This window comes from Streptomyces sp. NPDC048751, assembly GCF_043198595.1.
Taxonomy (GTDB): Bacteria; Actinomycetota; Actinomycetes; order Streptomycetales; family Streptomycetaceae; genus Streptomyces.
Genome location: NZ_JBICUX010000001.1, coordinates 719,410 through 743,649 on the forward strand (window position 1 = coordinate 719,410; position 24,240 = coordinate 743,649).

The 24,240-nt window shown below is 72.1% G+C and carries 22 protein-coding genes; 12 read left to right on the top strand and 10 right to left on the bottom strand.

Annotated features, from left to right (window positions below; all coding sequences use genetic code 11):
• Nucleotides 1–2: 2 nt before the first annotated feature.
• On the bottom strand, nucleotides 3–785 hold the full coding sequence (locus ACGFNV_RS03250) for a PfkB family carbohydrate kinase (protein WP_393618951.1): 783 nt from the start codon (nucleotides 783–785) through the stop codon (nucleotides 3–5).
• A 266-nt stretch (nucleotides 786–1,051) separates the two neighbouring features.
• Here ACGFNV_RS03250 and ACGFNV_RS03255 point away from each other — a divergent pair, with 266 nt between their 5' ends.
• The 4 genes from ACGFNV_RS03255 to ACGFNV_RS03270 are packed head-to-tail and all read left to right on the top strand — an operon-like array spanning nucleotide 1,052 to nucleotide 4,988.
• A complete protein-coding gene (locus ACGFNV_RS03255; RefSeq protein ID WP_393618952.1) occupies nucleotides 1,052–2,071 on the top strand; it encodes a sugar ABC transporter substrate-binding protein in 1,020 nt (339 codons plus the stop codon).
• Entirely contained in the window at nucleotides 2,071–3,147 is a 1,077-nt protein-coding gene (locus ACGFNV_RS03260; protein WP_393619993.1) for an ABC transporter permease, read from the top strand. The genes ACGFNV_RS03255 and ACGFNV_RS03260 overlap by 1 nt, the downstream gene beginning before the upstream one ends.
• Nucleotides 3,148–3,151: 4 nt before the next feature.
• Complete coding sequence (locus ACGFNV_RS03265; RefSeq protein ID WP_393618953.1) at nucleotides 3,152–4,069, top strand: ATP-binding cassette domain-containing protein; 918 nt, start codon at nucleotides 3,152–3,154, stop codon at nucleotides 4,067–4,069.
• A 16-nt stretch (nucleotides 4,070–4,085) separates the two neighbouring features.
• Nucleotides 4,086–4,988 carry a sugar phosphate isomerase/epimerase family protein gene (locus tag ACGFNV_RS03270; protein ID WP_393619995.1) on the top strand — a complete coding sequence of 301 codons (903 nt, stop codon included), beginning with the start codon at nucleotides 4,086–4,088 and terminating at the stop codon, nucleotides 4,986–4,988.
• 73 nt (nucleotides 4,989–5,061) lie between these two features.
• Here the strand turns inward: ACGFNV_RS03270 and ACGFNV_RS03275 are convergent, their stop codons facing one another.
• A complete protein-coding gene (locus ACGFNV_RS03275) occupies nucleotides 5,062–6,066 on the bottom strand; it encodes a Gfo/Idh/MocA family oxidoreductase (RefSeq protein WP_393618955.1) in 1,005 nt (334 codons plus the stop codon).
• Between the two features lie 64 nt (nucleotides 6,067–6,130).
• Entirely contained in the window at nucleotides 6,131–6,925 is a 795-nt protein-coding gene (locus tag ACGFNV_RS03280; protein ID WP_393618956.1) for an SDR family oxidoreductase, read from the bottom strand.
• Between the two features lie 156 nt (nucleotides 6,926–7,081).
• On the opposite strand from ACGFNV_RS03280, the gene ACGFNV_RS03285 reads away from it, so the two are divergent.
• Nucleotides 7,082–8,116, top strand: coding sequence for a LacI family DNA-binding transcriptional regulator (locus tag ACGFNV_RS03285; protein ID WP_393618958.1), 1,035 nt, complete (start codon nucleotides 7,082–7,084; stop codon nucleotides 8,114–8,116).
• Nucleotides 8,117–8,165: 49 nt separating this feature from the next.
• Here the strand turns inward: ACGFNV_RS03285 and ACGFNV_RS03290 are convergent, their stop codons facing one another.
• Both ACGFNV_RS03290 and ACGFNV_RS03295 read right to left on the bottom strand, forming a co-directional pair.
• Entirely contained in the window at nucleotides 8,166–8,834 is a 669-nt protein-coding gene (locus ACGFNV_RS03290) for a hypothetical protein (protein ID WP_393618959.1), read from the bottom strand.
• 141 nt (nucleotides 8,835–8,975) lie between these two features.
• A complete protein-coding gene (locus tag ACGFNV_RS03295; protein WP_393618960.1) occupies nucleotides 8,976–10,133 on the bottom strand; it encodes a Gfo/Idh/MocA family protein in 1,158 nt (385 codons plus the stop codon).
• A gap of 111 nt (nucleotides 10,134–10,244) precedes the next feature.
• Between ACGFNV_RS03295 and ACGFNV_RS03300 the strand changes: the two genes are divergently transcribed.
• From ACGFNV_RS03300 to ACGFNV_RS03330, 7 genes are all read left to right on the top strand, one after another.
• Complete coding sequence (locus ACGFNV_RS03300) at nucleotides 10,245–11,243, top strand: LacI family DNA-binding transcriptional regulator (RefSeq protein ID WP_393618961.1); 999 nt, start codon at nucleotides 10,245–10,247, stop codon at nucleotides 11,241–11,243.
• A gap of 69 nt (nucleotides 11,244–11,312) precedes the next feature.
• Complete coding sequence (locus ACGFNV_RS03305; RefSeq protein WP_393618962.1) at nucleotides 11,313–11,825, top strand: hypothetical protein; 513 nt, start codon at nucleotides 11,313–11,315, stop codon at nucleotides 11,823–11,825.
• 110 nt (nucleotides 11,826–11,935) lie between these two features.
• Nucleotides 11,936–12,586, top strand: coding sequence for a GntR family transcriptional regulator (locus ACGFNV_RS03310; RefSeq protein ID WP_393618963.1), 651 nt, complete (start codon nucleotides 11,936–11,938; stop codon nucleotides 12,584–12,586).
• A 46-nt stretch (nucleotides 12,587–12,632) separates the two neighbouring features.
• Nucleotides 12,633–13,385: a PIG-L deacetylase family protein gene (locus ACGFNV_RS03315; RefSeq protein ID WP_393618964.1), complete on the top strand. Its 753-nt coding sequence runs from the start codon at nucleotides 12,633–12,635 to the stop codon at nucleotides 13,383–13,385.
• Nucleotides 13,382–14,092, top strand: coding sequence for a 4-carboxy-4-hydroxy-2-oxoadipate aldolase/oxaloacetate decarboxylase (locus tag ACGFNV_RS03320; RefSeq protein ID WP_393618965.1), 711 nt, complete (start codon nucleotides 13,382–13,384; stop codon nucleotides 14,090–14,092). The genes ACGFNV_RS03315 and ACGFNV_RS03320 overlap by 4 nt, the downstream gene beginning before the upstream one ends.
• The gene (locus tag ACGFNV_RS03325) at nucleotides 14,089–15,201 is read left to right on the top strand and encodes a 4-oxalomesaconate tautomerase (RefSeq protein ID WP_393618966.1); all 1,113 of its coding nucleotides are present in this window, start codon (nucleotides 14,089–14,091) and stop codon (nucleotides 15,199–15,201) included. Before ACGFNV_RS03320 ends, ACGFNV_RS03325 begins: the two co-directional genes overlap by 4 nt.
• Complete coding sequence (locus ACGFNV_RS03330; RefSeq protein WP_393618968.1) at nucleotides 15,198–16,148, top strand: catechol 2,3-dioxygenase; 951 nt, start codon at nucleotides 15,198–15,200, stop codon at nucleotides 16,146–16,148. Before ACGFNV_RS03325 ends, ACGFNV_RS03330 begins: the two co-directional genes overlap by 4 nt.
• A 35-nt stretch (nucleotides 16,149–16,183) precedes the next feature.
• Here ACGFNV_RS03330 and ACGFNV_RS03335 read toward each other — a convergent pair whose 3' ends face one another.
• From ACGFNV_RS03335 to ACGFNV_RS03355, 5 genes are read right to left on the bottom strand one after another with little or no spacing between them, the layout of a single operon-like run.
• On the bottom strand, nucleotides 16,184–17,281 hold the full coding sequence (locus tag ACGFNV_RS03335) for a class I SAM-dependent methyltransferase (RefSeq protein WP_393618970.1): 1,098 nt from the start codon (nucleotides 17,279–17,281) through the stop codon (nucleotides 16,184–16,186).
• Nucleotides 17,281–18,438 (bottom strand): glycosyltransferase, encoded by a 1,158-nt coding sequence (locus ACGFNV_RS03340; protein ID WP_393618972.1) that lies wholly within the window; start codon nucleotides 18,436–18,438, stop codon nucleotides 17,281–17,283. Before ACGFNV_RS03340 ends, ACGFNV_RS03335 begins: the two co-directional genes overlap by 1 nt.
• Complete coding sequence (locus ACGFNV_RS03345) at nucleotides 18,435–19,253, bottom strand: alpha/beta fold hydrolase (protein WP_393618974.1); 819 nt, start codon at nucleotides 19,251–19,253, stop codon at nucleotides 18,435–18,437. The genes ACGFNV_RS03340 and ACGFNV_RS03345 overlap by 4 nt, the downstream gene beginning before the upstream one ends.
• 3 nt (nucleotides 19,254–19,256) lie before the next feature.
• Entirely contained in the window at nucleotides 19,257–19,574 is a 318-nt protein-coding gene (locus ACGFNV_RS03350) for an acyl carrier protein (RefSeq protein WP_133925486.1), read from the bottom strand.
• Nucleotides 19,571–24,205: a beta-ketoacyl synthase N-terminal-like domain-containing protein gene (locus ACGFNV_RS03355; RefSeq protein WP_393619997.1), complete on the bottom strand. Its 4,635-nt coding sequence runs from the start codon at nucleotides 24,203–24,205 to the stop codon at nucleotides 19,571–19,573. The genes ACGFNV_RS03350 and ACGFNV_RS03355 overlap by 4 nt, the downstream gene beginning before the upstream one ends.
• Nucleotides 24,206–24,240: the final 35 nt, after the last annotated feature.

Here is a 24,240-nt window from a genome sequence, read left to right on the forward strand (position 1 = left end):
GGTCAGCCGCGGGCGAGGAGGGCCTCGACCTCGGACTCGGTGGGCATCGCGCGGGAGGCGGCGGGCCGGGAGGCGACGAGGGCGGCGGCCGCGCCCGCGTGCCGCAGCGTCTTCTTCAGCTCCCAGCCGGACAGCAGCCCGTGCACGAGAAAGCCGCCGAACGCCTCGCCCGCGCCACGGCCGTCGACCGCCTCGACGCCCACCGCCGGGGCTTCGACGAACGTGCCGTCGCGGTGGACCGCGAGCACGCCCTCGGCTCCCCGCTTGACGACGGCCAGCTCGGCGCCCGTGGCCAGCAACTGCTCGGCGCAGGCGCGTGGTTCGCGCAGACCGGTGGCGACCTCGCACTCGTCGAGGGTGCCGACCGCGACGGTGGCGTGCCGCAGTGCCTCCGCGTAGTAGGGGCGGGCCTCCTCGGGGTCCGGCCAGAGTTCGGGCCGCCAGTCCAGGTCGAACACGGTGGTGCCCGCCCGGTCGCGTGCCTTGAGGGCGGCGAGGGTGGCGGAGCGGCCCGGCTCCTCGCTCAGCGCGGTGCCGGTGATCCACAGGACGCGGGCCGCGCGGATCGCGAAGTAGTCCAGCTCGCCGGTGTCGCCGGCGCAGGTGAGCACGGCGGTGCTGCGGCCCAGGCGAGCGGCGGCGGCCGCCACGTTTGTGGCGGAACCGTCGAAGATCTTCTCGGGGCTCGCCACCCGGGTCGGTGGTAGGACAGACTGGTGGGGGCAGAGATCGACTCCGGTGCGCCCCATCGTGATCAGATCGAGGGAACGGGCTGACTCGGCCATGGGCGACGCTCCTCGTCGAGCTGGGTCCGGGGCTTTTGGGTCTCCCAGGTGTAGGTCGCGAAGGGTGTCACTGTCAATACTTTGTACTTACATTCGGACCTGAATGTGCAAGGATGTCTTAACAAAGTATTGACACTGGCACGCCGGGGGAGTTGGATCCCGTCCCAGCGCAACTGCCTTGTTCGGGACATCCGGACACCGCATCGATCCCAGTGATCATCACCCTCCCTTCCCTTTCCCCCGTCGCACAGTGAGGTGCAGGAAAGATGGACCGCTCTTCGCACTCCCGATCCCGCAGACTGGCCCCCGTGGTGGCCGTGGCCGCTGTGGCAGCACTGACCCTCGCAGGCTGCTCCAGCAGCTCTGGCGGCAAGAAGTCCGAGGAGGGAGGCGGCAACGCTTCCGCGGGCAAGGCCACCACGCCCCGGATGACGGTCGCCCTGGTCACCCACCAGTCGCCCGGAGACACGTTCTGGGACATCGTCCGCAAGGGCGCCGAGGCCGCCGCGGCCAAGGACAACGTCAAGCTGATCTACTCCGCCGACCCGAACGCCGGCAACCAGGCCAACCTGGTCCAGAACGCGATCGACCAGAAGGTCGACGGCATAGCCGTCACCCTCGCCAAGCCCGACGCCCTCAAGGACGTCGTGAGCAAGGCGAAGTCGGCGAACATACCCGTCGTCGGTCTCAACTCCGGTGTGAGCGACTGGAAGAAGCTCGGTCTGATGGAGTTCTTCGGCCAGGACGAGACCGTCGCGGGCGAGGCGCTCGGCAAGCGGCTCAACGAGGCCGGCGCCAAGAAGGCCGTCTGTGTCATCCAGGAGCAGGGCAACATCGGCCTCACCCAGCGCTGCGACGGTGTGAAGAAGACCTTCTCCGGCACCACGGAGACCCTCTACGTCAACGGCACCGACATGCCGTCGGTGAAGTCGACGATCACCGCCAAGCTCAAGCAGGACTCCGCCATCGACTACGTCGTGACCCTCGGTGCCCCGTTCGCGCTGACCGCCACGCAGTCGGTCGACGAGTCGGGCAGCAAGGCCAAGGTCGCGACCTTCGACCTGAACAAGGAACTGACGAGCGCCATCGACAAGGGCTCCATCCAGTTCGCCGTCGACCAGCAGCCCTACCTCCAGGGCTACCTGGCGATCGACTCCCTCTGGCTGTACAAGAACAACGGCAACTACATGGGCGGCGGTGAGGCTCCGGTGCTGACCGGTCCGGCCTTCGTCGACAAGTCCAACGTCGACGCCGTCGCCTCGTTCGCCGCGAAGGGCACTCGGTGATCGGTATGACCCAGCAGGCTGCGCCGGCGGTGACCCCACCGCCGGCCTCCGGCCCCAAGGAGTCGGACGGACGGACCACGCGGCGGCCCCTGGCGCTGCGGGTGCTCGCCCGGCCCGAGGTGGGCGTCTTCCTCGGTGCCGTCGCGGTGTACGTGTTCTTCCTCGTCGCGGCACCGCCGGTGCGCGACGGCGACTCGATGGCGAACATCCTCTACCAGTCGTCGACCATCGGGATCATGGCCCTGCCGGTCGCGCTGCTGATGATCGGCGGCGAGTTCGACCTCTCGGCCGGCGTCGCGGTCATCAGCTCGGCGCTCACCGCGAGCATGCTGAGCTACCAGCTGACCCTGAACGTCTGGGTGGGCGTGATCGTCGCACTCCTCGTGTCGCTGGCGATCGGCTTCTTCAACGGCTGGATGGTGGTCAAGACCGGCCTGCCCAGCTTCCTGATCACCCTGGGCACCTTCCTGATCCTCCAGGGCGTGAACCTCGCCGTGACCAAGCTGGTCACCGAGAACGTGGCCACCGACGACATCAGCGACATGGACGGCTTCGGCCAGGCCAAGAAGATCTTCGCCTCGTCCTTCCACATCGGCGGCGTCAACGTCAAGATCACCATCGTGTACTGGCTGGTCTTCGCCGCGATCGCCACCTGGGTCCTGCTGCGCACCAAGTACGGCAACTGGATCTTCGCCGTCGGCGGCAACAAGGAGAGCGCGCGGGCCGTCGGTGTCCCGGTGACCTTCACCAAGATCTCGCTGTTCATGCTGGTCGGCTTCGGCGCCTGGTTCGTCGGCATGCACCAGCTCTTCACCTTCAACACGGTGCAGTCCGGCGAGGGTGTCGGCCAGGAGCTCATCTACATCTCCGCGGCCGTCATCGGCGGCTGTCTGCTGACCGGCGGCGCCGGCAGCGCGATCGGCCCGGTCTTCGGTGCCTTCATGTTCGGCATGGTGCAGCAGGGCATCGTCTACGCCGGCTGGAACCCGGACTGGTTCAAGGCCTTCCTCGGCGTGATGCTGCTCGGCGCCGTCCTGATCAATCTGTGGGTCAGCCGTACGGCGACCCGGAGGTGACCCCATGACATCCACCAACGGAACCGGCACGCACGGGGCCATCATCGCGGACGCCGTCCCCGGCAGGGCGGACGGGGCGATCGTCGAACTGCGCAACGCCGGCAAGTCCTACGGCAACATCCGTGCCCTGCACGGCGTGGACCTGAGGGTCCACCCCAACCGGGTCACCTGTGTGCTGGGTGACAACGGCGCCGGCAAGTCCACCCTCATCAAGATCATCTCGGGGCTGCACCAGCACACCGAGGGCGAGTTCCTCGTCGACGGCGAACCCGTACGCTTCTCCACCCCGCGCGAAGCCCTCGACAAGGGCATCGCCACCGTCTACCAGGACCTGGCGACCGTCCCCCTGATGCCGGTGTGGCGCAACTTCTTCCTCGGCTCGGAGATGACCAAGGGCCCCTGGCCCGTACGCCGCCTGGACATCGAGAAGATGAAGAAGACGGCCGACCACGAACTGCGCGAGATGGGCATCGTCCTCGACGACCTCGAACAGCCCATCGGCACCCTCTCCGGCGGCCAGCGCCAGTGCGTCGCCATCGCCCGCGCCGTCTACTTCGGCGCCCGCGTCCTCATCCTGGACGAGCCCACCGCCGCTCTCGGCGTCAAGCAGTCCGGCGTGGTGCTGAAGTACATCGCCGCCGCCCGCGAACGCGGCCTCGGCGTCATCTTCATCACCCACAACCCCCACCACGCCTACATGGTCGGCGACCACTTCAGCGTGCTGCGCCTGGGCACCATGGAACTCTCCGCCTCCCGCGACCAGGTCAGCCTCGAAGAACTCACCAACCACATGGCCGGGGGCACCGAACTCGCCGCACTCAAACACGAGCTGAGCCAGGTCCGCGGAGTCGACGTCGAGGAGCTCCCCGAGGAGCAGGACCTCACCGCACCCGTGACGAAGAGCGGGGAAGGGGCGCCCTGACATGGCGAACGTCGACATGGTGAACCCCCTCGACCGGATCCGGGTCGGCTCCGCCCCCGACTCCTGGGGCGTCTGGTTCCCCGACGACCCCCGGCAGGTGCCCTGGGAACGCTTCCTGGACGAGGTCGCCGAAGCGGGCTACTCCTGGATCGAGCTGGGCCCCTACGGCTACCTCCCGACCGACCCGGCCCGCCTCACCGACGAGGTGAACAAGCGGAACCTGAAGGTCTCGGCGGGCACGGTCTTCACCGGCCTGCACCGCGGCCCGTCGGTCTGGGACGCCACCTGGGAGCACGTCGGCCAGGTCGCCGCGCTCACGCAGGCGATGGGCGCGCAGCACCTGGTGGTCATCCCGTCCTTCTGGCGCGACGACAAGACCGCCGAGATCCTCGAGCCCGCGGAGCTGACGCTCGAGCAGTGGACGCATCTCACCAAGGGCATGGAGCGGCTCGGGCACGAGGTGAAGGAGGCGTACGGCCTGGACATCGTCGTCCACCCGCACGCCGACACGCACCTCGACACCGAGGACCACGTCGAACGGTTCCTCGACTCGACCGACTCCGAACTGGTCAACCTCTGCCTCGACACCGGCCACTACGCCTACTGCGGCGGCGACAGCGTCAAGCTGATCGAGACGTACGGCGAACGCATCGGTTACCTCCACCTCAAGCAGGTCGACCCGGAGATCCTCGCCGACGTGGTGGCGGACGGGGTGCCGTTCGGGCCGGCGGTCCAGCGCGGGGTGATGTGCGAACCCCCGTCCGGTGTACCGGAGTTGGAGCCGGTTCTGGTCGCGGCGCAGAAGCTCGGTGTGGAGCTGTTCGCGATCGTCGAGCAGGACATGTACCCGTGCGAGCCGGACAGGCCGCTGCCCATCGCGGTGCGCACCCGCAAGTTCCTGCGGTCCTGCGGGGCCTGACGGTACGGGCTCCTCGCAGCCGTTCAACGCCTGAGGGCGGGCCCCGACGGGGCCCGCCCTCAGGCGTTCCTGGTCAGGCGGCGCGCACCTCGGCGATCGTCACCGGGCGGTGCTCGTGCAGCGACAGGGTGCACGCCTCCGCGATCCAGCCCGCCTCCAGGGCGTCCGCGATCGTGCAGGGCGAGGGCCGGGTGCCGGCCACGACCTCGGTGAACGCGGCGAGTTCGGCGCGGTAGGCGGCGGTGAAGCGGTCCATGAAGAAGTCGTGCGGGGTGCCGGCCGGGAAGGTCACACCGGGCTCCACCGACCGGAGCGGCAGCTTGTCCTCCAGCCCGACCGCGATCGAGTCCTGGAAGCCGTGGATCTCCATGCGGACGTCGTAACCCCGGGCGTTGTGCCGGGAGTTGGAGACTACCGCGATCGTGCCGTCGTCGAGGGTGAGGATCGCGCCGGTGGTGTCGGCGTCACCCGCCTCCTTGATGTAGTCGGCGCCCCGGTTGCCGCCGACGGCGTACACCTCGGTCACCTCGCGGCCCGTCACCCAGCGGATGATGTCGAAGTCGTGCACCGAACAGTCCCGGAAGATGCCCCCGGAGGCGGCGACGTAGGCGGCGGGCGGCGGCGCCGGGTCCAGCGTGGTCGACCGTACGGTGTGCAGCGTACCCAGCTCGCCGTTCCGCACGGCCGCGCGGGCGGCGACGAAGCCGGTGTCGAAGCGGCGGTTGTAGCCGATCTGGATCGGCACGTCCTTGCCCTCGACGGCCTTCAGCACCTCGACGCCCTCGCTCATGGCCTTGGCGACGGGCTTCTCGCAGAAGACGGGGACGCCGGCCTCGACGGCGGCGAGGATCAGCCCCGGGTGGGCGTCGGTCGCGGCGGCGATCACCACGCCGTCCACCCCGGCGGCCAGGACCGCCTCGGGGGAGTCGGCGACCTCGGCGCCGAACCGCTCGGCGGCGGCCTTGGCGGCCTGCGCGAAGGGGTCGGCGACGACGAGCGACTCGACGGCGTCGAGTCCGGAGAGGGTCTCGGCGTGGAAGGCGCCGATGCGGCCGAGGCCGAGGATTCCGATACGCATGGGGGCTGTCGCTCCTTGGGTGCGGGTCGTGCGGGTCGTGCTTGTCGTGCAGGTGCGGAGGGGACTAGTCGAGGCCGCCGAGGACGTTCTGGTCCCAGTCGATCACCGAGCCGGTGACCACTCCGGACCGGTCGGACAGCAGGAAGACCACGAAGTCGGCGATCTCGTCCGGCTGGCCGAGCTTGCCCATCGGCAGCTGGGCCGCCGCCTGCTCGCGCCAGTCGTCGTCGGCCGCGTGGAAGGTCTTCTGCGTCGCGTCCTCACCCTCGGTCGCCGTCCAGCCGATGTTCAGGCCGTTGATGCGGACGCGGTCCCAGCGGTGGGCGTGCGCGGCGTTGCGGGTCAGGCCGATCAGTCCGGCCTTCGCGGCGACGTACGGCGCGAGGAACGGCTGCCCACCGTGCGCCGAGGACGTGATGATGTTGACGATCGTGCCGGGCGCGCCCCGCGCCACCATGTCCGCGACCGCCGCCTGCATGGCGAAGAACGGGCCCTTGAGGTTGATCGCCACATGCGCGTCGAACAGCTCGGGCGTGGTGTCCAGCAGGGTGCCCCGGGAGGTGAGCCCCGCGGAGTTCACCAGGCAGTCGATCCGGCCGAAGGTCTCCACCACCCGGGCCACGGAGGACTTCGCCTGCTCGGCGTCCGCGAGGTCGGCCCGTACGAAGAGCGCCTTGCCGCCGGCCCCTGACATCTCAGCCAGCCCGGCGAGCTCGGCCACGAGGGCCTCCCCGGGCTCGGGGCGGCGCCCGGTGACGGCCACCAGTGCCCCCTCACGGACCGCGGCCCGCGCGACGGCCGCGCCGACACCCTGACTGCCGCCGTTGACGAGGACGACCTTGTCGTCGAGAAGTCCCATCGTGCGTGTGGTCCTTTCAGTCGCAGGTCAGTCGCGGATCAGGCACAGATCAGGCGCAGGCCAGTCCGCGGAGCGACGTCGCTCTGCCATTCTTGTCAGTACAAACCCCTCGAACAACCAGCAGTGAGCCGTCAAAAACCCCTCAAGGAGCCTGCCGTGGGTCACCCCTTCCCGATCCGCGAGATCGCACGTCAGGCGGGGCTCAGCGAGGCGACCGTCGACCGGGTCCTCAACGGGCGGGGCGGGGTGCGCGACAGCACCGCGCAGGAGGTGCACCGGGCCATCGCCGACCTGGACCGGCAGCGCACCCAGGTCCGGCTCGTCGGCCGCACCTTCATGGTCGACATCGTGATGCACGCCCCGCAGCGGTTCACCTCGGCCGTGCGCGCCGCCCTGGAGGCCGAACTGCCCGCCCTGCACCCGGCCGTGCTGCGCTCCCGCTTCCACTTCCGTGAGACCGGGCCGGTGCGGGAGCTGATCGCCACCCTGGACCGGGTGGCGCGGCGCGGCTCCCAGGGCGTGATCCTCAAGGCACCGGACGTCCCCGAGGTCACCGCCGCCGTCGGCCGGCTGGTCGCCGCCGGCATCCCCGTCGTCACCCTGGTGACGGACCTGCCCGCGAGCGCGCGGCTCGCCTACGTGGGCATCGACGACCGGGCGGCGGGCGCGACTGCCGCGTACCTCATGGGCCAGTGGCTGGGGGACCGGCCCGGCCATGTGCTCACCAGCCTCAGCAGCGGTTTCTTCCGCAACGAGGAGGAGCGGGAGATGGGCTTCCGCAGCGTCATGCGCGCTCGTCACCCGGAGCGCTCGCTGGTCGAGATCGCCGAGGGGCAGGGCCTGGACGCCACCCAGTACGACCTCGTCCGCGCCGCCCTCGAACGCGACCCGGACATCCGCGCCGTGTACTCGATCGGCGGCGGCAACATCGCCACCCTGCGCGCCTTCGCCGACCTCGGCCGCGCGTGCGACGTGTTCGTCGCGCACGACCTCGACCAGGACAACACGAGCCTGCTGCGCGAGCACCGGCTGTCCGCCGTGCTCCACCACGACCTCCGGCACGACCTGCGCGAGGCCTGCCACCTCCTGATGCGGGAACACGGCGCCCTGCCGCCCGCCGGGCCGACCCTGCCGTCGGCGATCCAGGTGGTGACGCCGTACAACATGCCGCCCCGGGCGGCGGCCGGCTGACGCGGGCCGCCGCCCAGGGCACGGGTGCTCCCGGGCGCTCTTCGGTCGCTCAGCGCCGCGGTGCCGGGGCGGCGACCGCCGGGGCGACACGGGTCGCGCTGCGGTACGCCGAGACGCCCAGGGCCAGCAGCCAGTAGCTGAGGACGGCGCCCATCAGCGCGGTCGTGCCCCAGCCGTTCGCCGCGTAGAAGAACGCGGGGTCGTTGCCGAAGAACAGGGACGGCACGAACGCGAGGTTGACGACCGCCAGGACGTGGGCCGAGCGGCCGGTCCAGCGCGGCAGCAGCCCGGTCCGGGCGACGGCCTGGCCGAGCGCGGTCAGGAAGAGCGCCAGCATGAGGCGCGAGATCGACCCGTAGAGGATGTAGGTGCCGCTGACGTCGATCGTCGGGTCGATCGGGTGGTCGACGGCGATCACCGCACCCGCCTCCAGCCCCATCGAGACCAGCGTGACCGTGGCGTAGACGAGCCCCGTGGCGAAGGCGATCGAGCCGATCCATTCGTGGGCGGGGGCCACGCGCCTGACCAGTTCCCGGAACGCCGTCACGAACACGACGAGGGACGCCAGCGCCACGATCCCGATCAGCAGCCGGGACAGGACGTTGCCGTCCGGCGGCGGGCCCGAATAGATGAAGTACAGCGGTACCTGGACGACGAGGGCGACGGCGGCGACGACGGCGGCGAGGCCGGTCAGGCGCCGGGCGGCGGCTTCGGACATGGGTGTTCCCCCGAGTTCTCGACGAGGCGGATGGGGCGCCGGCGGCTTGGCTCGCTTTCGCCGGCCCTTGAAGCCTGCCGTCCCCGGCGCGCCCCGTCGCGGGGCCTGGGAGCCGGATCGGGGGTGGTCCTGCCACCACCCCTACGGGTGCACCTCCACCCAGGATCCGTCCTCCGCGGAGCGCGACATCGCCTCCAGCACGGTCGCGCTGTGCACCGCGTCCGCGAGCGTCGCCCCGTGCGGGGTGTCCTCGGCGATCGAGCGCAGGAAGCGGTAGGCCTCGACCACCTTCAGGTCGTCATAGCCCATGCTGTTGGCCGCGCCCGGCTGGAAGGCGCCGTACTCGCCCGCGCCCGGGCCGACGTACACCGTGCTGACGGGCTGGTCCTGGTAGGTCGTGCCGCGGCTGACACCCAGCTCGTTCATGCGGCGGAAGTCCCAGAAGACGGCGCCCCTGGTGCCGTGGACCTCGAAGCCGTAGTTGTTCTGCTCGCCGACGGAGACCCGGCAGGCCTCCAGGACACCCCGGGCGCCGGAGGCGAACCGCAGCAGACAGTTGACGTAGTCCTCGTTCTCCACGGGCCCGAGGTCGCCGCCGGTGGCGAGAGTGTGCCCGGCGGTGGCGCCGGTGGGACGGGCCCGCTCGGGTACGAAGATCGCGGTGTCGGCGATGAGGGAGGTGATGTCGCCGAGCAGGAAGCGGGCCAGGTCGGCGCCGTGCGAGGCCAGGTCGCCAAGGACCCCGCTGCCGCCGCGCTCCCGCTCGTACCGCCAGGTCAGGGCGCCGTCGGGGTGGGCCGCGTAGTCACTGAAGAGGCGCACGCGCGCGTGCGTGACCGTGCCGATCTCACCGGAGGCGATCAGCTCGCGGGCCACCTCGACGGCCGGGGCGTTGCGGTAGTTGAAGCCGACCGCCCCCTGCACGCCCGCCGCGGCGACGGCGTCGGCCACCGCGCAGGCGTCGCCGACGCCGAGACCGACCGGCTTCTCGATCCAGATGTGCTTGCCCGCCTCTGCCATCGCGACGCCGATCTCCCGGTGCAGGAAGTTCGGGGCGGTGATGCTGACGGCCCGCACGCGCGGGTCGGCGGCGACCTCGCGCCAGTCGCGGGTCGCCGAGGCGAACCCGTAGTGCCCGGCGGCCTCCTCCGCCCGGCCGGGCACCTCCTCGGCGACCGCCACCAGCTCCGGCCGCAGGGTCAGCTGCGGGAAATGGTGCGGCACGCGCGCGTACGCCTGGGTGTGCACCCGGCCCATCCAGCCGAACCCGACGACGGCGACACCCAGCACATCCACCATGACAGCCCCTCTTTGGACCGGTCCATCTTCTGTCCAGGCCACCCTGAAGGCGTGTTCCACGAGGTGTCAACCCTTTGACAACGCGCCCAGGCTCATGGAACGGTCCAAGGCATGAGACCGCCGACGATCCGTGACGTGGCAGAACGGGCCGGAGTGTCCAAGTCACTGGTCTCCCTGGTGCTGCGCGGCTCCGACCAGGTGCGCGCCGAGAAGCGCGAGGCCGTCCTGCGGGCCGCGCGTGAGCTGGGTTACCGGCCCAACGCGGCCGCCCGCAGTCTCAGCGAGCAGCGCACCCGGACCGTCGGTGTGCTCCTGCACGACCTGCGCAACCCCTGGTTCGTCGATCTGCTCGACGGCCTGAACTCGCTGCTGCACGCGGCAGGACTGCACATGCTGCTCGCCGACGCCCGCCTCAACCGCCGTACCGGCCACGACCTCACCGGCCCGTTCCTCGACCTCCAGGCCGACGGCCTGGTCGTGGTCGGCACCCTGCCCGACCCGGCCGCGCTCGGCGCCGTGGCCGCCCGCATCCCGGTGGTCGTCGCGGGGGCCCGCGAGCCGGTGCCGCCCGGTGTGGACGTCGTCGCGGGCGACGACGAGCGGGGCGCGCGCCTGGTCACCGAGCACCTCATCGGGCTCGGTCACCGCCGCATCGCGTACCTCGCCGGCTACGGAGCCGTCGGGGAACTGCGCCGGCGCAGCTTCGAGGCGACGATGCGGGCGCACGGCCTGGCGGACCTGGCGTCGGTCGAGTCCGGCGACATGACCGAGGAGGGCGGCTACCGCAGCACCGTACGGCTGCTCGGCCGCCCCGACCGACCCACCGCCGTGTTCGCCGTCAACGACATCGCCTGCGTGGGCGCCCTGTCCGCGGCCGAGGAACTCGGCCTGCGCGTCCCGCGCGACCTGTCCGTGGTCGGCTACGACAACACGAGCGTCTCGCGGCTGCGCCACCTGTGGCTGACCACCGTCGACAACGCCGGCCACGAGGTCGGCCGCCGTGCCGCCCGCTGTCTCCTCGACCGCCTGCGGGCACCCGGCGGCGAGGGCCGCGTCCACCTGACCACGCCCACGCTGGAGATCCGGGGGACCACCGCGCCACCGGCGTGAACTGGCGGCGCCGCCGGGCCCGGGTGATCGTTGAGGGACCGTCCCGGGTGCCCGCGAGGAGAGCCGCTCATGTCCGACACCACGGCGGCCGTTGCCGAGCCGCGTCGCCGCGACACCCGCGAGGACCTGCTGTTCGGCGGGGTCTACGGCGCCGTCCTGGCCAGTTCCCTGGTCGCCGCGCTCGGCGAGTACGGCCACACCTCCCGCGCCGACCGCGGCGAGGACGCGCTGTGGGTGCTGGTGACCGCGTTCGCCTCCGCCCTCGCGCACGGCTACGCCCATGTCATCGCCGAGCGCGGACCGCACCGCCGCTGGGAGGCCCTGCGCACCCTCGTCCACGAGTGGCCGCTGGTCGCGGCCATGATGCCGACGGCCTTGGTACTGGCGGGCGCCGCATGGGGGTGGTGGCCGGCGGGCGGGGTGGAGGGTCCGGCGTTCCTGATCAACATCGCGATGCTGTTCACGCTGGGCGTGGTGACGGCGCGGTGGTCGCGACGGTCCTGGTTCAGGGCCGTTCTCGTCGGGATGGCGGACGCGCTGCTCGGGGTGGTCGTGGTGGTGGCGAACGCGATCATCCACTAGGGCGGCCCGAGCTGGGGCCGGGTGCGCACCGAGCGCTGGCCAACAAAATTGTTGACAATTTCGTTTGGCTGGATTTAGGTTCGTGAGGCACTCACTCAGGGAGGGCAGCGATGCCGAACGAAGCCCGTCCGAGCACCGGGGAGCAGGCCAGGCAGCATGCGCTCGCGCAGCTGCGGCAGGCGATCCTGCACGGCGAGATGGCACCGGCGCAGCGGCTGGTGGAGAACGAGCTCGCCGAGCAGTTCGGTGTGACACGGGCCAGCATCCGAGCGGCACTCATCGACCTGGAGTCCCAGGGCCTGGTCGAGCGGATCCGCAACCGCGGCTCGCGGGTGCGGGTGGTGACCGTCGAGGAGGCGGTCGCCATCACCGAGTGCCGCATGGTCCTGGAAGGACTGTGTGCGGCGAAGGCGGCTGTCGCGGCCAGTGACGAGCAACTGGCCGAACTGACGGAACTGGGCACGGCCATGACCAAGGCCGTGGCCGACGGCGAGCCGGTGACCTACTCCGACCTGAACCACGCCCTGCACACCCGGATCCGGGAGGTCTCGGGCCAGCAGACGGCCCTGGAACTGCTGGAACGGCTCAACGCCCAACTGGTCCGCCACCGCTTCCAGCTGGCGCTGCGCCCGGGGCGTCCGCAGCAGTCCCTGAACGAGCACCTGGCCATGATCGAGGCGATCCGGGCCAGGGACCCGCAGGCGGCCGAGACGGCCGTCCGTGCCCACCTCACCAGCGTGATCGAGGCGCTGCGCGACTGAGGCTCAGTGAGGCGGGCGCTCACCTCTCACCAAGGAGACCCGAGCCATGACCCAGGCCAACGCGCCCGCCGCCACCCCACGTTCCACTCTCGTCATCACCGCGCACGCCGGGGACTTCGTGTGGCGCGCCGGCGGTGCCATCGCCCTGGCCGCCTCGCGCGGCGAGAAGGTCACCGTCGCGTGCCTGACCTTCGGCGAGCGGGGTGAGTCGGCCAAGGCGTGGCGCGAGGGCAAGAAGCTGGAGGAGATCAAGGCGATACGCCGGGACGAGGCCGAGCGCGCCGCCGCCACCCTCGGTGCCGAGGTCCGCTTCTTCGACGCCGGCGACTATCCCCTGGTGGCCACAGCCGAGTTGACCGACCGGCTCGTCGCCGTCCACCGGGAGACCCAGCCCGACATCGTGCTGACCCACCCGGTCGAGGACCCGTACAACGGCGACCACCCGGCCGCCAACCGCATGGCTCTCGAGGCCCGTGTCCTCGCCCAGGCCATCGGCTACCCGGGCGAGGGGGAGATCATCGGCGCCCCGCCCGTCTTCTACTTCGAGCCGCACCAGCCGGAGATGAGCGGCTTCCGGCCCGAGGTCCTGCTCGACATCACCGAGGTGTGGGAGACCAAGCGCAAGGCCATGGAGTGCCTCGCCGCCCAACAGCACCTGTGGGACTACTACACCGATCTCGCCGTCCGCCGCGGCGTCCAGCTCAAGCGCAACGCGGGCCCCAACCTCGGCCTGGCCCACCGCACCATGGCGGAGGCGTACATGCGTCCCTACCCGCAGATCGCGAAGGAGCTGGCGTGAGCGGCGTCATCGTCACCGACCCCCCGAAGGCGGACCTGAAGGACGTCGACGCGCTGGCCGTTTTCGGCGTGGCCACGGTGAGCGAGGCGATGGGCCGAACCGGTCTGCTCGGGCCGGGAGTTCGGCCCATCCAGCAGGGCGTACGGATCGCCGGTACCGCCGTCACCGTGCTGAGCTGGCCCGGCGACAACCTCATGATCCATGCCGCCGTCGAACAGTGCGGCGAGGGCGACGTCCTGGTCGTCACCACCACCTCCCCGTCCACCGACGGCATGTTCGGCGAGCTGTTCGCCACCGCGCTCCAGCGGCGCGGGGTGCGCGGTCTGATCATCAACGCCGGCATCCGCGACACCCAGGAGCTGCGCGAGATGGGCTTCCCGGCCTGGTCGCGGGCCGTCTCCGCGCAGGGCACCGTCAAGGCCACCGGCGGCTCGGTCAATGTGCCGGTCGCGATCGACGGCCAGGTGATCCACGCGGGTGACGTGATCCTGGCCGACGACGACGGTGTCGTGGTCGTCCCGCGCGAGCGCGCCCGCGCCACGGCCGAGGCGTCCGAGGCCCGCGAGGCCAAGGAGGCCCGCTCGCGCGCCGCCTTCCTGGACGGTGAACTCGGCCTGGACCGCTACGGGTTGCGGGAGACCCTGAAGAAGCTGGGGGTCACCTACCGGTCGTACGAGGAGTACGCACGCGAGGGGGACCGGCCGTGACCGCCGGACCCGAGGAGGTGCCCTGCCTGCTGATGCGCGGCGGCACCTCCAAGGGCGCCTACTTCCTGGCCGACGATCTGCCCGCCGACCCGGCCGCCCGGGACGACCTGCTGCTGCGGGTCATGGGCAGCCCCGACGAGCGGCAGATCGACGGCCTGGGAGGCGCCCATCCGCTCACCAGCAAGGTCGCCGTGGTGTCCCCCTCCCGCGACCCACGGGCCGACGTCGACTACCTCTTCCTCCAAGTCGCGCTCGACAAGCCGGAGGTGATGGGCCGTCAGAACTGCGGGAACATCCTGGCGGGCGTCGGACCGTTCGCCGTGGAGCGTGGACTGGTGGTCGCCGGGGAGGAGCGGACGTCCGTCCGTATCCGCATGGTCAACACCGGCGACCTCGCCACGGCGACCTTCCCGACCCCTGGCGGCGGGGTCGACTACACCGGGGACGCCGAGATCTCGGGTGTGCCGGGGACGGCGGCCCCCGTGCTCATCGAGTTCCCGCCCGGCGCGGGGAAGTTGCTGCCCACCGGCAACATCCGTGACGTGATCGACGGCGTGCCCGTGACCTGCGTGGACAACGGCATGCCGACCGTGCTGATCGCGGCCGCCTCGCTCGACGTCACCGGCTACGAGTCACCCCGGGACCTGGAGGAGGACGCGGCCCTCGCCGGCCGGCTCCGCACGATCAGGTCGGCGGCGGGCGCGCTGATGGGCCTCGGTGACGTCTCGGACGCCACGGTGCCGAAGCTGACCCTCCTGGCGCCGCCCCGCCACGGCGGCGCGGTCACCACCCGCACCTTCATCCCGGTGCGCTGCCACACGGCGATCGGGGTGCTGGGCGCGGCCGGTGTGGCCGCGGGCCTGCGCCTCGACGGCGGTGTGGGCGCGGAGATCGCCACGCTGGACGACGCCGGCGACCTTGTCCGCATCGAACACCCCACGGGATTCCTGGACATCGAGAGCAGCCTGGACACCACCGCCGACGGACTGCCTTCGGCGCGCCGGACCGCCGTGGTCCGTACGGCCCGCAAGATCTTCGACGGCACCGTGTTCCCCCGGTCCGCCGGGACGGCACCGATCCCCCCACGACCCCGAGGAGGTCGACGATGACTCCGCCGCTCGGCGACATCGCCCACATCGGCCACGCCGAACTGTTCACCCCTGACCTGGACGCCAGTGTCGCCTTCTTCACCGACTACCTGGGGCTCACCGCCAACGGGCAGGACGGCGACACCGTCTACCTGCGCACCTTCGACGACTACGAGCACCACAGCCTGGTGCTCACCGCCCGCGAGCAGCCCGGCCTGGGCCGGCTCGCCCTGCGCACCTCCAGCGAGGAGGCCCTCCAGCGCCGGGTCGGGGCGATCGAGGAGGCGGGCGGAACCGGCCACTGGGCCGAGGACGAGCCCGGACTCGGCAAGCTGTACGTCACCACCGACCCGGACGGCCACGAACACGCCCTGTACTGGGAGAGCGAGTACTACCGGGCCCCCGACGAGCTCAGGCCCGCGCTCAAGAACCAGCCGCAGGCCAAGCCCAACCGGGGCGTGGGAGTCCGGCGTCTGGACCACGTCAACTTCCTCGCCGCCGACGTGCTCGCCAACGCCGAGTTCCAGCAACAGGTCCTGGGCGCCCGCCCCACCGAGCAGATCCGGCTCGACAGCGGCCGGATCGCGGCGCGCTGGCTGAGGTACACCGACAAGTCGTACGACGTCGTCTACACCTCGGACTGGACCGGCTCCACCGGCCGGCTGCACCACATCGCGTTCGCGACCGACACCCGCGAGGACATCCTGCGGGCGGCCGACCTCGCCATCGACACCGGTGTGTTCATCGAGACGGGCCCGCACAAGCACGCCATCCAGCAGACGTTCTTCCTGTACGTCTACGAGCCCGGCGGCAACCGCATCGAGCTGTGCAACCCGCTCACCCGGCTGGTGCTGGCACCCGACTGGCCGCTGATCACCTGGACCGAGGAGGAGCGCAAGAAGGGCCAGGCCTGGGGTCTGAAGACCATCGAGTCGTTCCACACGCACGGGACGCCACCCGTCGCTTGATCGTCGCTGGGATGCAGCGGCCTGGCGCAGCACGATCAATCGCGCCTGGCCACGATCCGATAGGCATTCGACAGGCCCAGCCGATGCGCCAGCGGCCGCACCGCGAACCGGTCGAGGAGGGTGCCCACGACCAGGGCGGGAATCCCGGCGACGAGCAACGCGGCGCGCACCGTGCGGCGCAGGGCGCCCGGCGGCTCAGGCAGCCACGGTGCGTCGTCGCGCGGGGCCGTGTGGTCCAGCGCCAGCCATACGGCGGCCAGCAGGTCCACCGGGTCGTGCGGCTCGGCGTGCTGCTCGGCGACGACGGTGAAGCCCAGCTCCGCGAGCCGGTGCCGCAGGTTCCCGACCGGGACGAAGTGCAGGTGCTGCGGCTGGAGCCAGGGCAGCCACCAGCGGCCGAGGACGCGGGCGTACCGGCTCTGCGGGTCCGGCACCTCGATGAGCAGGTGACCGCCGGGGCGCACGACCTGCCGAGCGGACCGCAGCTCCCGGTCGGGGTCGGTGCTGTGCTCCAGGTAGTGGAACATGCTCACCACGTCGTAGCCGGCGGCCAGCTCGGGCGCCAGCTCGGGGAAGCTGCCCCGGTGACCGCGCTCCACCCGGCCCTCGCGTTCGGCGAGTTCGACGCCGTCGGTGAAGTCGAGCCCGTCGAAGACGGTGTCCGGCAGGACGTCACGGGCGGCGGCGCAGAAGTGGCCGTGACCGGTGCCGACGTCCAGCCAGCGCTTCGGCGCCGGGTCGTGCGGCAGCATCGACTCGGCGCGGCCGCGGTACATCTTCGTACGTCCGCCGAAGGTGTCGCCGAGCTTCTTCTCGCCCAGGCCGTCGTAGAAGTCGCGGTAGTAGAACTCCAGACCCGCCTCGTTCAGGCGCGGGTTCTGGAAGGTGTGCCCGCACCCCTCGCACCGGTCCAGGACGAAGCGGCCGGGCTTGTGCTGGAGCAGGTCGGTGGTGCGCAGGCGGGTGGTCAGCCGGTCCGAGCCGCACCAGGGGCAGGTGGTGCGGCGGGGCTCGAAGAAGCGCTCCACGCCGTGGGCCAGGTCGGCCCGGTAGGCGGGGCGCAGCGCGGCGATCCGCGCGGCGGGCTTGGTGTCGTCCCCATCGGCTCGGGTGGGCTTGGTGTCGTCGCTCATCACAACTCCCTGGCCAGCTCGTCGAGATGGACCGCTGCGGCACGGGCCCCGCCGGCGGCGCGGAACGCCGTACGGATCCGGTCGGCCGCCGTACGGCAGTCGGGCTCGTCCAGCACGGTGTCGAGGGCCGCGCCCAGCTTCCGCGCGCCGACCCGGCCGAACCGCACCCGCACCCCGGCGCCCGCGTCCGCGACCTGCCCGGCCACGACCGGCTGGTCGTCACGGATGGGCGCCACCACGAGCGGGACCCCGTGCCAGAGCGCCTCGCACACGGTGTTGTGCCCGGCATGGCAGACCACCGCGTCCACGCCCCGCTCCAGCAGGGCGAGTTGGGGTACGGACGCCACGACCAGGACGTCCTTGTCGTCGCCCGGCGCTCCCAGCGTGCCCCCGGGGTCCACGATCACCCCCTGCACCCGGTCCGCCCGCTCCCGCAGGGCGTCCCGGCACACGTCCAGGAAGCGGCCGCCGACGTCGGTGTTCGCGGTGCCGAGCGTGACCAGCACGGTGGCCCGGCCGGCGTCGAGCCACTCCCACGGGAACTCGGACGGGGACGGACGGGCCGCGATCGAGGGGCCGGCCCAGCGGACGCCCGCCCTCTGTCCGGCCAACTCCGGTGTACTGAAGGCGAGTACGAGATGAGGTGAGAACCGAGGATCGGTCGTGCCCGCCGGGTCCCCGATGGTGGCCCGCAGGTCCGCCAGCCGCTCGTCCAGCCACTCGCGGACCTTGGGCAGCCCCGACAGCGGGTCGGTGAACTCGGCCGACGTGGTCGCCGAGGTCGCCCAGGGCACCCCCAGCCGCTCCGCCACCAGCGCGCCCGCGAAGGCCTGTTGGTCGGCGACCACCACGTCGGGCCGGAACTCCGCGACCGCCATGCGCACCCCGGGCGCCATCGCCTCGGCCAGCGGCAGCAGGTACCACTCCCACAGGAACCTCAGCGCCTCCGGCCCGCGCAGCTCGGGCGGCCGGCTCCCTTCCGGGGCCCCGGCGCAGGCGAACACCTCGGCATCGTCCCCCGCGAGCCCCCGCACCAGCCGGGCATCGGCGCACACCCATGCCACCCGGTGCCCCCGGGCGCGCAGTTCGGCGGCCACACCCACCGTCGGGTTGATGTGCCCGGTCAACGGCGGTACGACGAACAGGAATCCGCTCACCGCGCCTCCGCCCCCGCCCGTGCCTCGCGGGCCCGGTCGATCAGGGTCAGGACGGCCCCGCCCACGACACCCGACGCCTCCACCAGGACCGAGTGCTCGTGCCCCGGCACCACCACCGTCCGGCAGTCCGGCAGCAACGACTCCAGCCGGGGCGCCAGTTCGACGAGGTCGGAGTCGCCGCCGTACACACCGAGCACCGGACAGCGCACCGCCCGTATCCGGTCCTCCGTCAGCACCCTGCTGGCCGGGATGTCCTGGCCGAGGGTGGTCTCACGGGCGAGGCGGGCTGCCCCTTTGGCCAGGCGCGCGGTGTTGTGACCGCGGTTCGCGGTGATCCACGCGAGGGCGTCGGGCTCGTTGTACGCCAGCTGGGTCAGCACCCGGTGCAGGATGCCGCCGAGCTTCACGGCCCAGGCGGCGGTGGCGGGTTCGGACTCGATCAGGCAGACGCTCGCGGCCCGCTCCGGGTGGCGTGCGGCGTAACCGAAGGCGATGGTGCCGCCGTAGGAGTTGCCGACCAGGTGCACCGGGCCGGTCACGTCCAGGCGGTCGAGGAGCGCCTCCAGGTCGTCGATGTTGTCGTCCAGGGTGTAGCCGCGGGCCGGGCGTTCGCTGCGGCCGTGACCCCGAAGGTCGTACATGACGACGTCGAGGCCGGCCGCCGCGAACGCCGGTGCCACGGTGAAGTAGTAGCTGGCCAGGCTGTCGGTGAGCAGTCCGTGCACGAGCACCACCGTGGCGACGGGCTCGCGGCCCTCCCGGGGGCCGATCCGCTGCACGTGCAACCGGACGGTGCCGGTGTCGACCGTCGCCATGCGTCAGCTCGCCCCCGCCGCCTTCAGACTGGTCACGACGTACTCGACGAGCCGTCCGACCGTCAGCTCGATGATCTCCTCGAACTCCATCCCGGCCAGGAACTCCGCGAAGTTGACCTGTTCGCCGTACCGCTCCTGCAGAAGACCGGCCAGCGCCACGAGGTCGATGCTCTCCAGCTCCAGGTCGCGGTTGAACGTGGTGGCCATGCCGATCTCGACGTCGTCGAGGCCGTACTCGTCCTCCAGGAGCTTCGCGAGCATGCCGGTGATGTCGGCGAGGACGGACTCCTCGTCGGCGGTGACGGGGGTGTGGGGGCTCATCGGTCGTACTCCTTCGCTTCGGTGGGGCCCGTCGTCCAGGCCACGACATAGGCCCGCTCCGGCAGGCCGGGCGGGTTGGCGGCCGGGGCGCAGTGCACGGTGTAGGCGCGTTCCAGTCGGCCCGAGACGGTCAGCCGGTCGCCGTCCGGAGTCGCGTCGAGCACCGCGAAGTCCCTCGGCCGACCGCCGAATCCGGTGCCCTCCGCCTTGGCGACCGCCTCCTTCGCCGTCCAGAAGCGGGTGAACCACAGCGCCCGGGAATCGCCGGTGGTGGTCGACAAACGCTTGAGCAGCCGGAGTTCGTCCGCGTCGAGGGCGACGTCCAAGGTCTCCGGTGCCCGCTCGGTGACCTCCTCGATGTCGATGCCCGGGCCGGGGCCGGGCGTGTGCGGACGTACGATCGCGACGCCCGCCTCCGCACGGTGGGCCAGCGAAACGTCCAGTGGGGGCAGCGTCCGGCCGTGCGTTCCGGTGACGTACGGGCGGCCCAACTCGTCGTTGTGGACCCGCAGTTCGGCAGGGAAGACCGGGCCCTCGCCGTGGTCCCACAGCCACTGGCGTACGGCGTCCTTGACCGCGATCCGGCCCAGGAGCCACTGCCGGCGCCCGCGCGGGGCGTGCCCGGCGTACTCCGAACGCTCCTCGCCGCCCAGTGAGTTGCGCATGATCAGCTCGCGGGAGGCCAGGTCCGGCCACCGCTCGTGCAGCAGCGACCAGCCGCCCGGCCGGGCCTCGGAGAGCGTGTTGCGCTCCGGGAAGCGTTCGACGGGACGGGTCTTCGGGTCGTTGTCGAAGCGGCGGTCCTGCCAGCCGTACAGCTCCGCCCACACCGTGCCGTCGACCGTCAGCTGGACGTCGGCCTCCAGGACGGTGTCGGTGAGCGAGGTGATCCGCACGAGGCAGGCCACCTCGGTACCCGGCGCCGGGTGCGGCCCGTGGAACCGCATCTCCCGCATCCCGACCGGGAACACGACCGTCCGCTCGGTGCGGGTCGCCATGATCCAGTAGCCGAGGATCTGGCCCACGTTGTCCAGCAGGGCGCCCGGCGCGGGCGGGGTGGTGATGACGCCCCGCACCTGCCTCTCACCGATCGCGGTCAGCTCGGTGACGCCCTGGAACGCCGGGCCGTGGAACATCCACCGTTCACCGTAGAGCTGCGCCGCCGTGTGGTCCGGGGTGCGCTCCGAGGCGGGGTCGGTGTGCCAGGGGGCGGGCGGGTGCGCCGGGTAGGCGGGGGCCAGTTCCACGACGGCACGGGCGCGGGGGCCGAAGGAGACGGCGAGGCGGTTCGGGCCGTCGGGTTTCACCGTGACCGGTACGTCCACGGCCGGCGTCGCCGTCAGCCACTCCTCGAACCGCGCCCCGTGCACGGCGACCGGCACGCTCCCCGGGGCCGCCTCGCGCGCCGCGTCCATGAGGTGCTGAACGATCGTCGTCGCCGGGACGACGGGCCAACGGTCGGTGATGTCCGGCCAGTTGGGGCGTTGAGGGAAGAAGCAGTGGTCGAGGAGGTAGGGCATGGTGTCGGGGGAGACGCGGACGGTCGTGCGCCAGACGGCGGGTGTGACGGCCTGGACTTGTGCCGGAGCCGGAGCCGGAGCCGGAGCCGGAGCCAGGGCCGGTGCCGCGCGGCGTCCGTTCGCGGTGATCAGCGCCGCCGCCGTGTCCGCCGTGTCGCGCAGGAGCGCGCTGAGCTCCGCGGCGACCGGATGGCGTCCGGCGAGCGTGTCCAGCGGTGAGGGGGCGACCGCACCGGGGGCGCCCACGACGACTCGGGCACCGGCCGGGGCCGGGGACGACGATGCCGGGCCGGGATGCGTGGCGCCGAGCTCGGCGCGCAGCTCGGCGAGGGGCCGCGGGGCGAGGGAGACGAGCGCGCCGCCGAGGTCGAGCCGTACGGGCGGCCGTTGTGTCCGCACCGAGGTGGGGGCGGCGGCGCCGAGTGTCGCCGAGGCGTGGGCGTGCGCGGGTCGTCGTAGCGCCGGAGCGACGCTCGCGCCCGCCGTCCACAGCGCGGTGGTCACCCTCAGCAGTTGGGCGAGGCCGGTGCGGTGGGGGGAGTTGGCGGGGACGACGAGGTGGTCGCGGGTGCCGAGGGTGTCGCCGATCAGCGAGCCGAGCTGCCCGGGGCCGACCTGCACGAACGTCCGGTGTCCTGCCGCGTAGAGGGCCTGCGTGAGCTGTCGGAAGCGGACGGGTTCCAGCAGGTGCCGGACGAACAGGGCCCGTATCTCCGCCTCGTCGTCGGGGAAGGGCGCCGCGGTGGTCCCGGACCACACGGGCACGGTGGGCCGGTGCAGCCGGAAGCGCCGGGCGGCTTCCTTGATCGGGCCCAGGTAGGGCTCCAGCATCGGCGTGTGGAAACCGGAGCGGAACGGCAGCACCTGGCTGAGTACACCCCGCGCGCGGAACGACCGTACGAACTCCTCGACCGCGGCGTCCGGCCCGCACACCATCGACTGGCCGGGCGCGTTGTCGTGGGACAGCACGAGCCCGGCCCCCGCCCACTCCTCCTTCAGGGCGGCGAGCACGCGCTCCGCGGGAGCGCCCAGCGCGCCGAAGGCCAGACCCGGCACGCTCACCGAGTCCGGGTCGAAGGCCGCCATGAAGGCGTCGACCTCGTCCCCGGAGTACAGCCCGGCCGCCGTCATCGCGGTCCACTCGCCGACGCTGTGCCCGGCGACCGCGTCCGGTACGACGCCCGTACGGCGCAGCGCCGCGTCCAGGAGCCGGCCGACGGCGACCACACCGAATCCGTGCCGGCCCACGTCGTCGACCCGGCCCCGTCGCACCGGTGGTCCGGGGAGCCCGAAGTGCGCCGCGACGTCGTCGACCTGCGGGGTGAACTCGCCCTCCAGGCCCGGGAAGACGAAGGCCAGCTTCCCCGCCTCGGACGCCCCGGTGCCCAGGAGCGGGCCGGGCCGGAACCAGACGTCGCTCCGGCCGTGCCAGCCCCGCCCCTTGGCGACCGCCCGACGGGCCAGGGCGAGCCGCTTGGCGGTCGGCCCGACGATGCCGACCCGGGTCCGGCCGGCGTCCGGATACGGGAGGGCGGGGTCGAGACCGGAGGCGCGTACGGAGGTGTCGTCGGCGTCGAGCAGGGCCGCGAGCCGGTCGGGTCCGTCGGCGGCCAGGAGCAGCACGGGCTCGGGTTCGGTGACGTCGAGGACCGGCGCCGGTCGGTGTTCGGCCGTGTGCGCGGAGGGGGTGAGGGCCGCGAACCCGTGCGGCTGTCGCTGCGTGGGCCTCGGGGCCTCCTCCAGCACCACGTGCGCGTTGATCCCGCCGAACCCGAAGGCGTTCACGGCGGCACGCCGGATGGGACGGTCGGGGGACGTCTCCCACGGGGTCGCCGTCTCCAGCGTGCGGAACCGTGTCGCCGCCAGCGCCGGGTGGGGGTCGTCGCAGTGGAGGGTCGGCAGGAGGGTTCCGTGGTGGAGGGCGAGGGCCGCCTTGACGAGTCCGGCGACTCCGGCGGCGGGCATGGTGTGGCCGATCATCGACTTCACCGAGCCGATCACCGCACGCCCGCCCGCCTGACTCCCGGCCGGTCCGAACACCTCGGCCAGTGTGGTCAGTTCAGCCGTGTCGCCCGCCGGTGTCGCCGTGCCGTGTGCCTCCAGAAGGCCGACGGAGCCGGGCTCGGCCGGGTCCAGCCCCGCGGCCCGCCAGGCCTGGCGCACGGCCTGGGCCTGGCCGCCGGGGTCGGGATTGACCAGGCCCGCCGCGCGTCCGTCGCTCGCCACTCCCGTGCCCCGGATCACCGCGTAGATCCGGTCGCCGTCGCGCTCGGCGTCGGCCAGCCGCTTGAGGACGACCACACCCGTGCCCTCGCCGATCAGGATGCCGTCGGCGTCCCGGTGGAAGGGGCGGATGCGCTGGCTGGGGGAGAGGGCGCGCAGTTGGGAGAACACGCTCCACAGCGTGATGTCGTGGCAGTGGTGGACGCCCCCGGCGAGCATCAGGTCGCAGCGCCCGGTGGCCAGTTCGCCCACGGCCTGGTCGACCGCGACGAGCGACGAGGCGCACGCCGCGTCCACGGTGTACGCGGGCCCGCGCAGGTCGAGCCGGTTGGCGACCCGGGAAGCGGCGAGGTTGGGCACCAGGCCGATGGCGGACTCGGGGCTGTCGGGGCCCAGGCGGTCGGTGAACGCGGCGCGGACGCGTTCGAGTTGGCCGGGCGTCAGGTCGGGCAGCAACTCGCCCAGCGTGCGGACGAGCTGGCCCGCCGTACGCACCCGCTGGTCCAGCCGTACCAGGCCGGGAGTGAGGTAGCCGCCCCGGCCGAGGACGACACCGACGCGCCCCCGGTCGGGCAGGCGGTCGGCGCCGCCCGCGTCGTCGAGGGCCGCGGCGGCCACGTGCAGCGCGATGAGCTGGTCGGGCTCGGTGCCGGCCACCGAGTTGGGCATGATCCCGAACCGGGTGACCTCCACCTCGGCCAGCGAGTCCACGAACCCGCCCCGCCGGGCGTACACCCGGTCCGCGACGGCCGGTTCGGAGGCGGCACCGGGACGGTAGTAGGCGGGGTCCCAGCGCCCGTCCGGCACCTCACCGATCGCGTCCACGCCGTCCCGCAGGTTCCTCCAGTACCCGTCCAGGTCGGCGGCGCCGGGCAGCAGCACCGCCATCCCCACCACCGCGACCGGAACTTGACGGTGCGTCA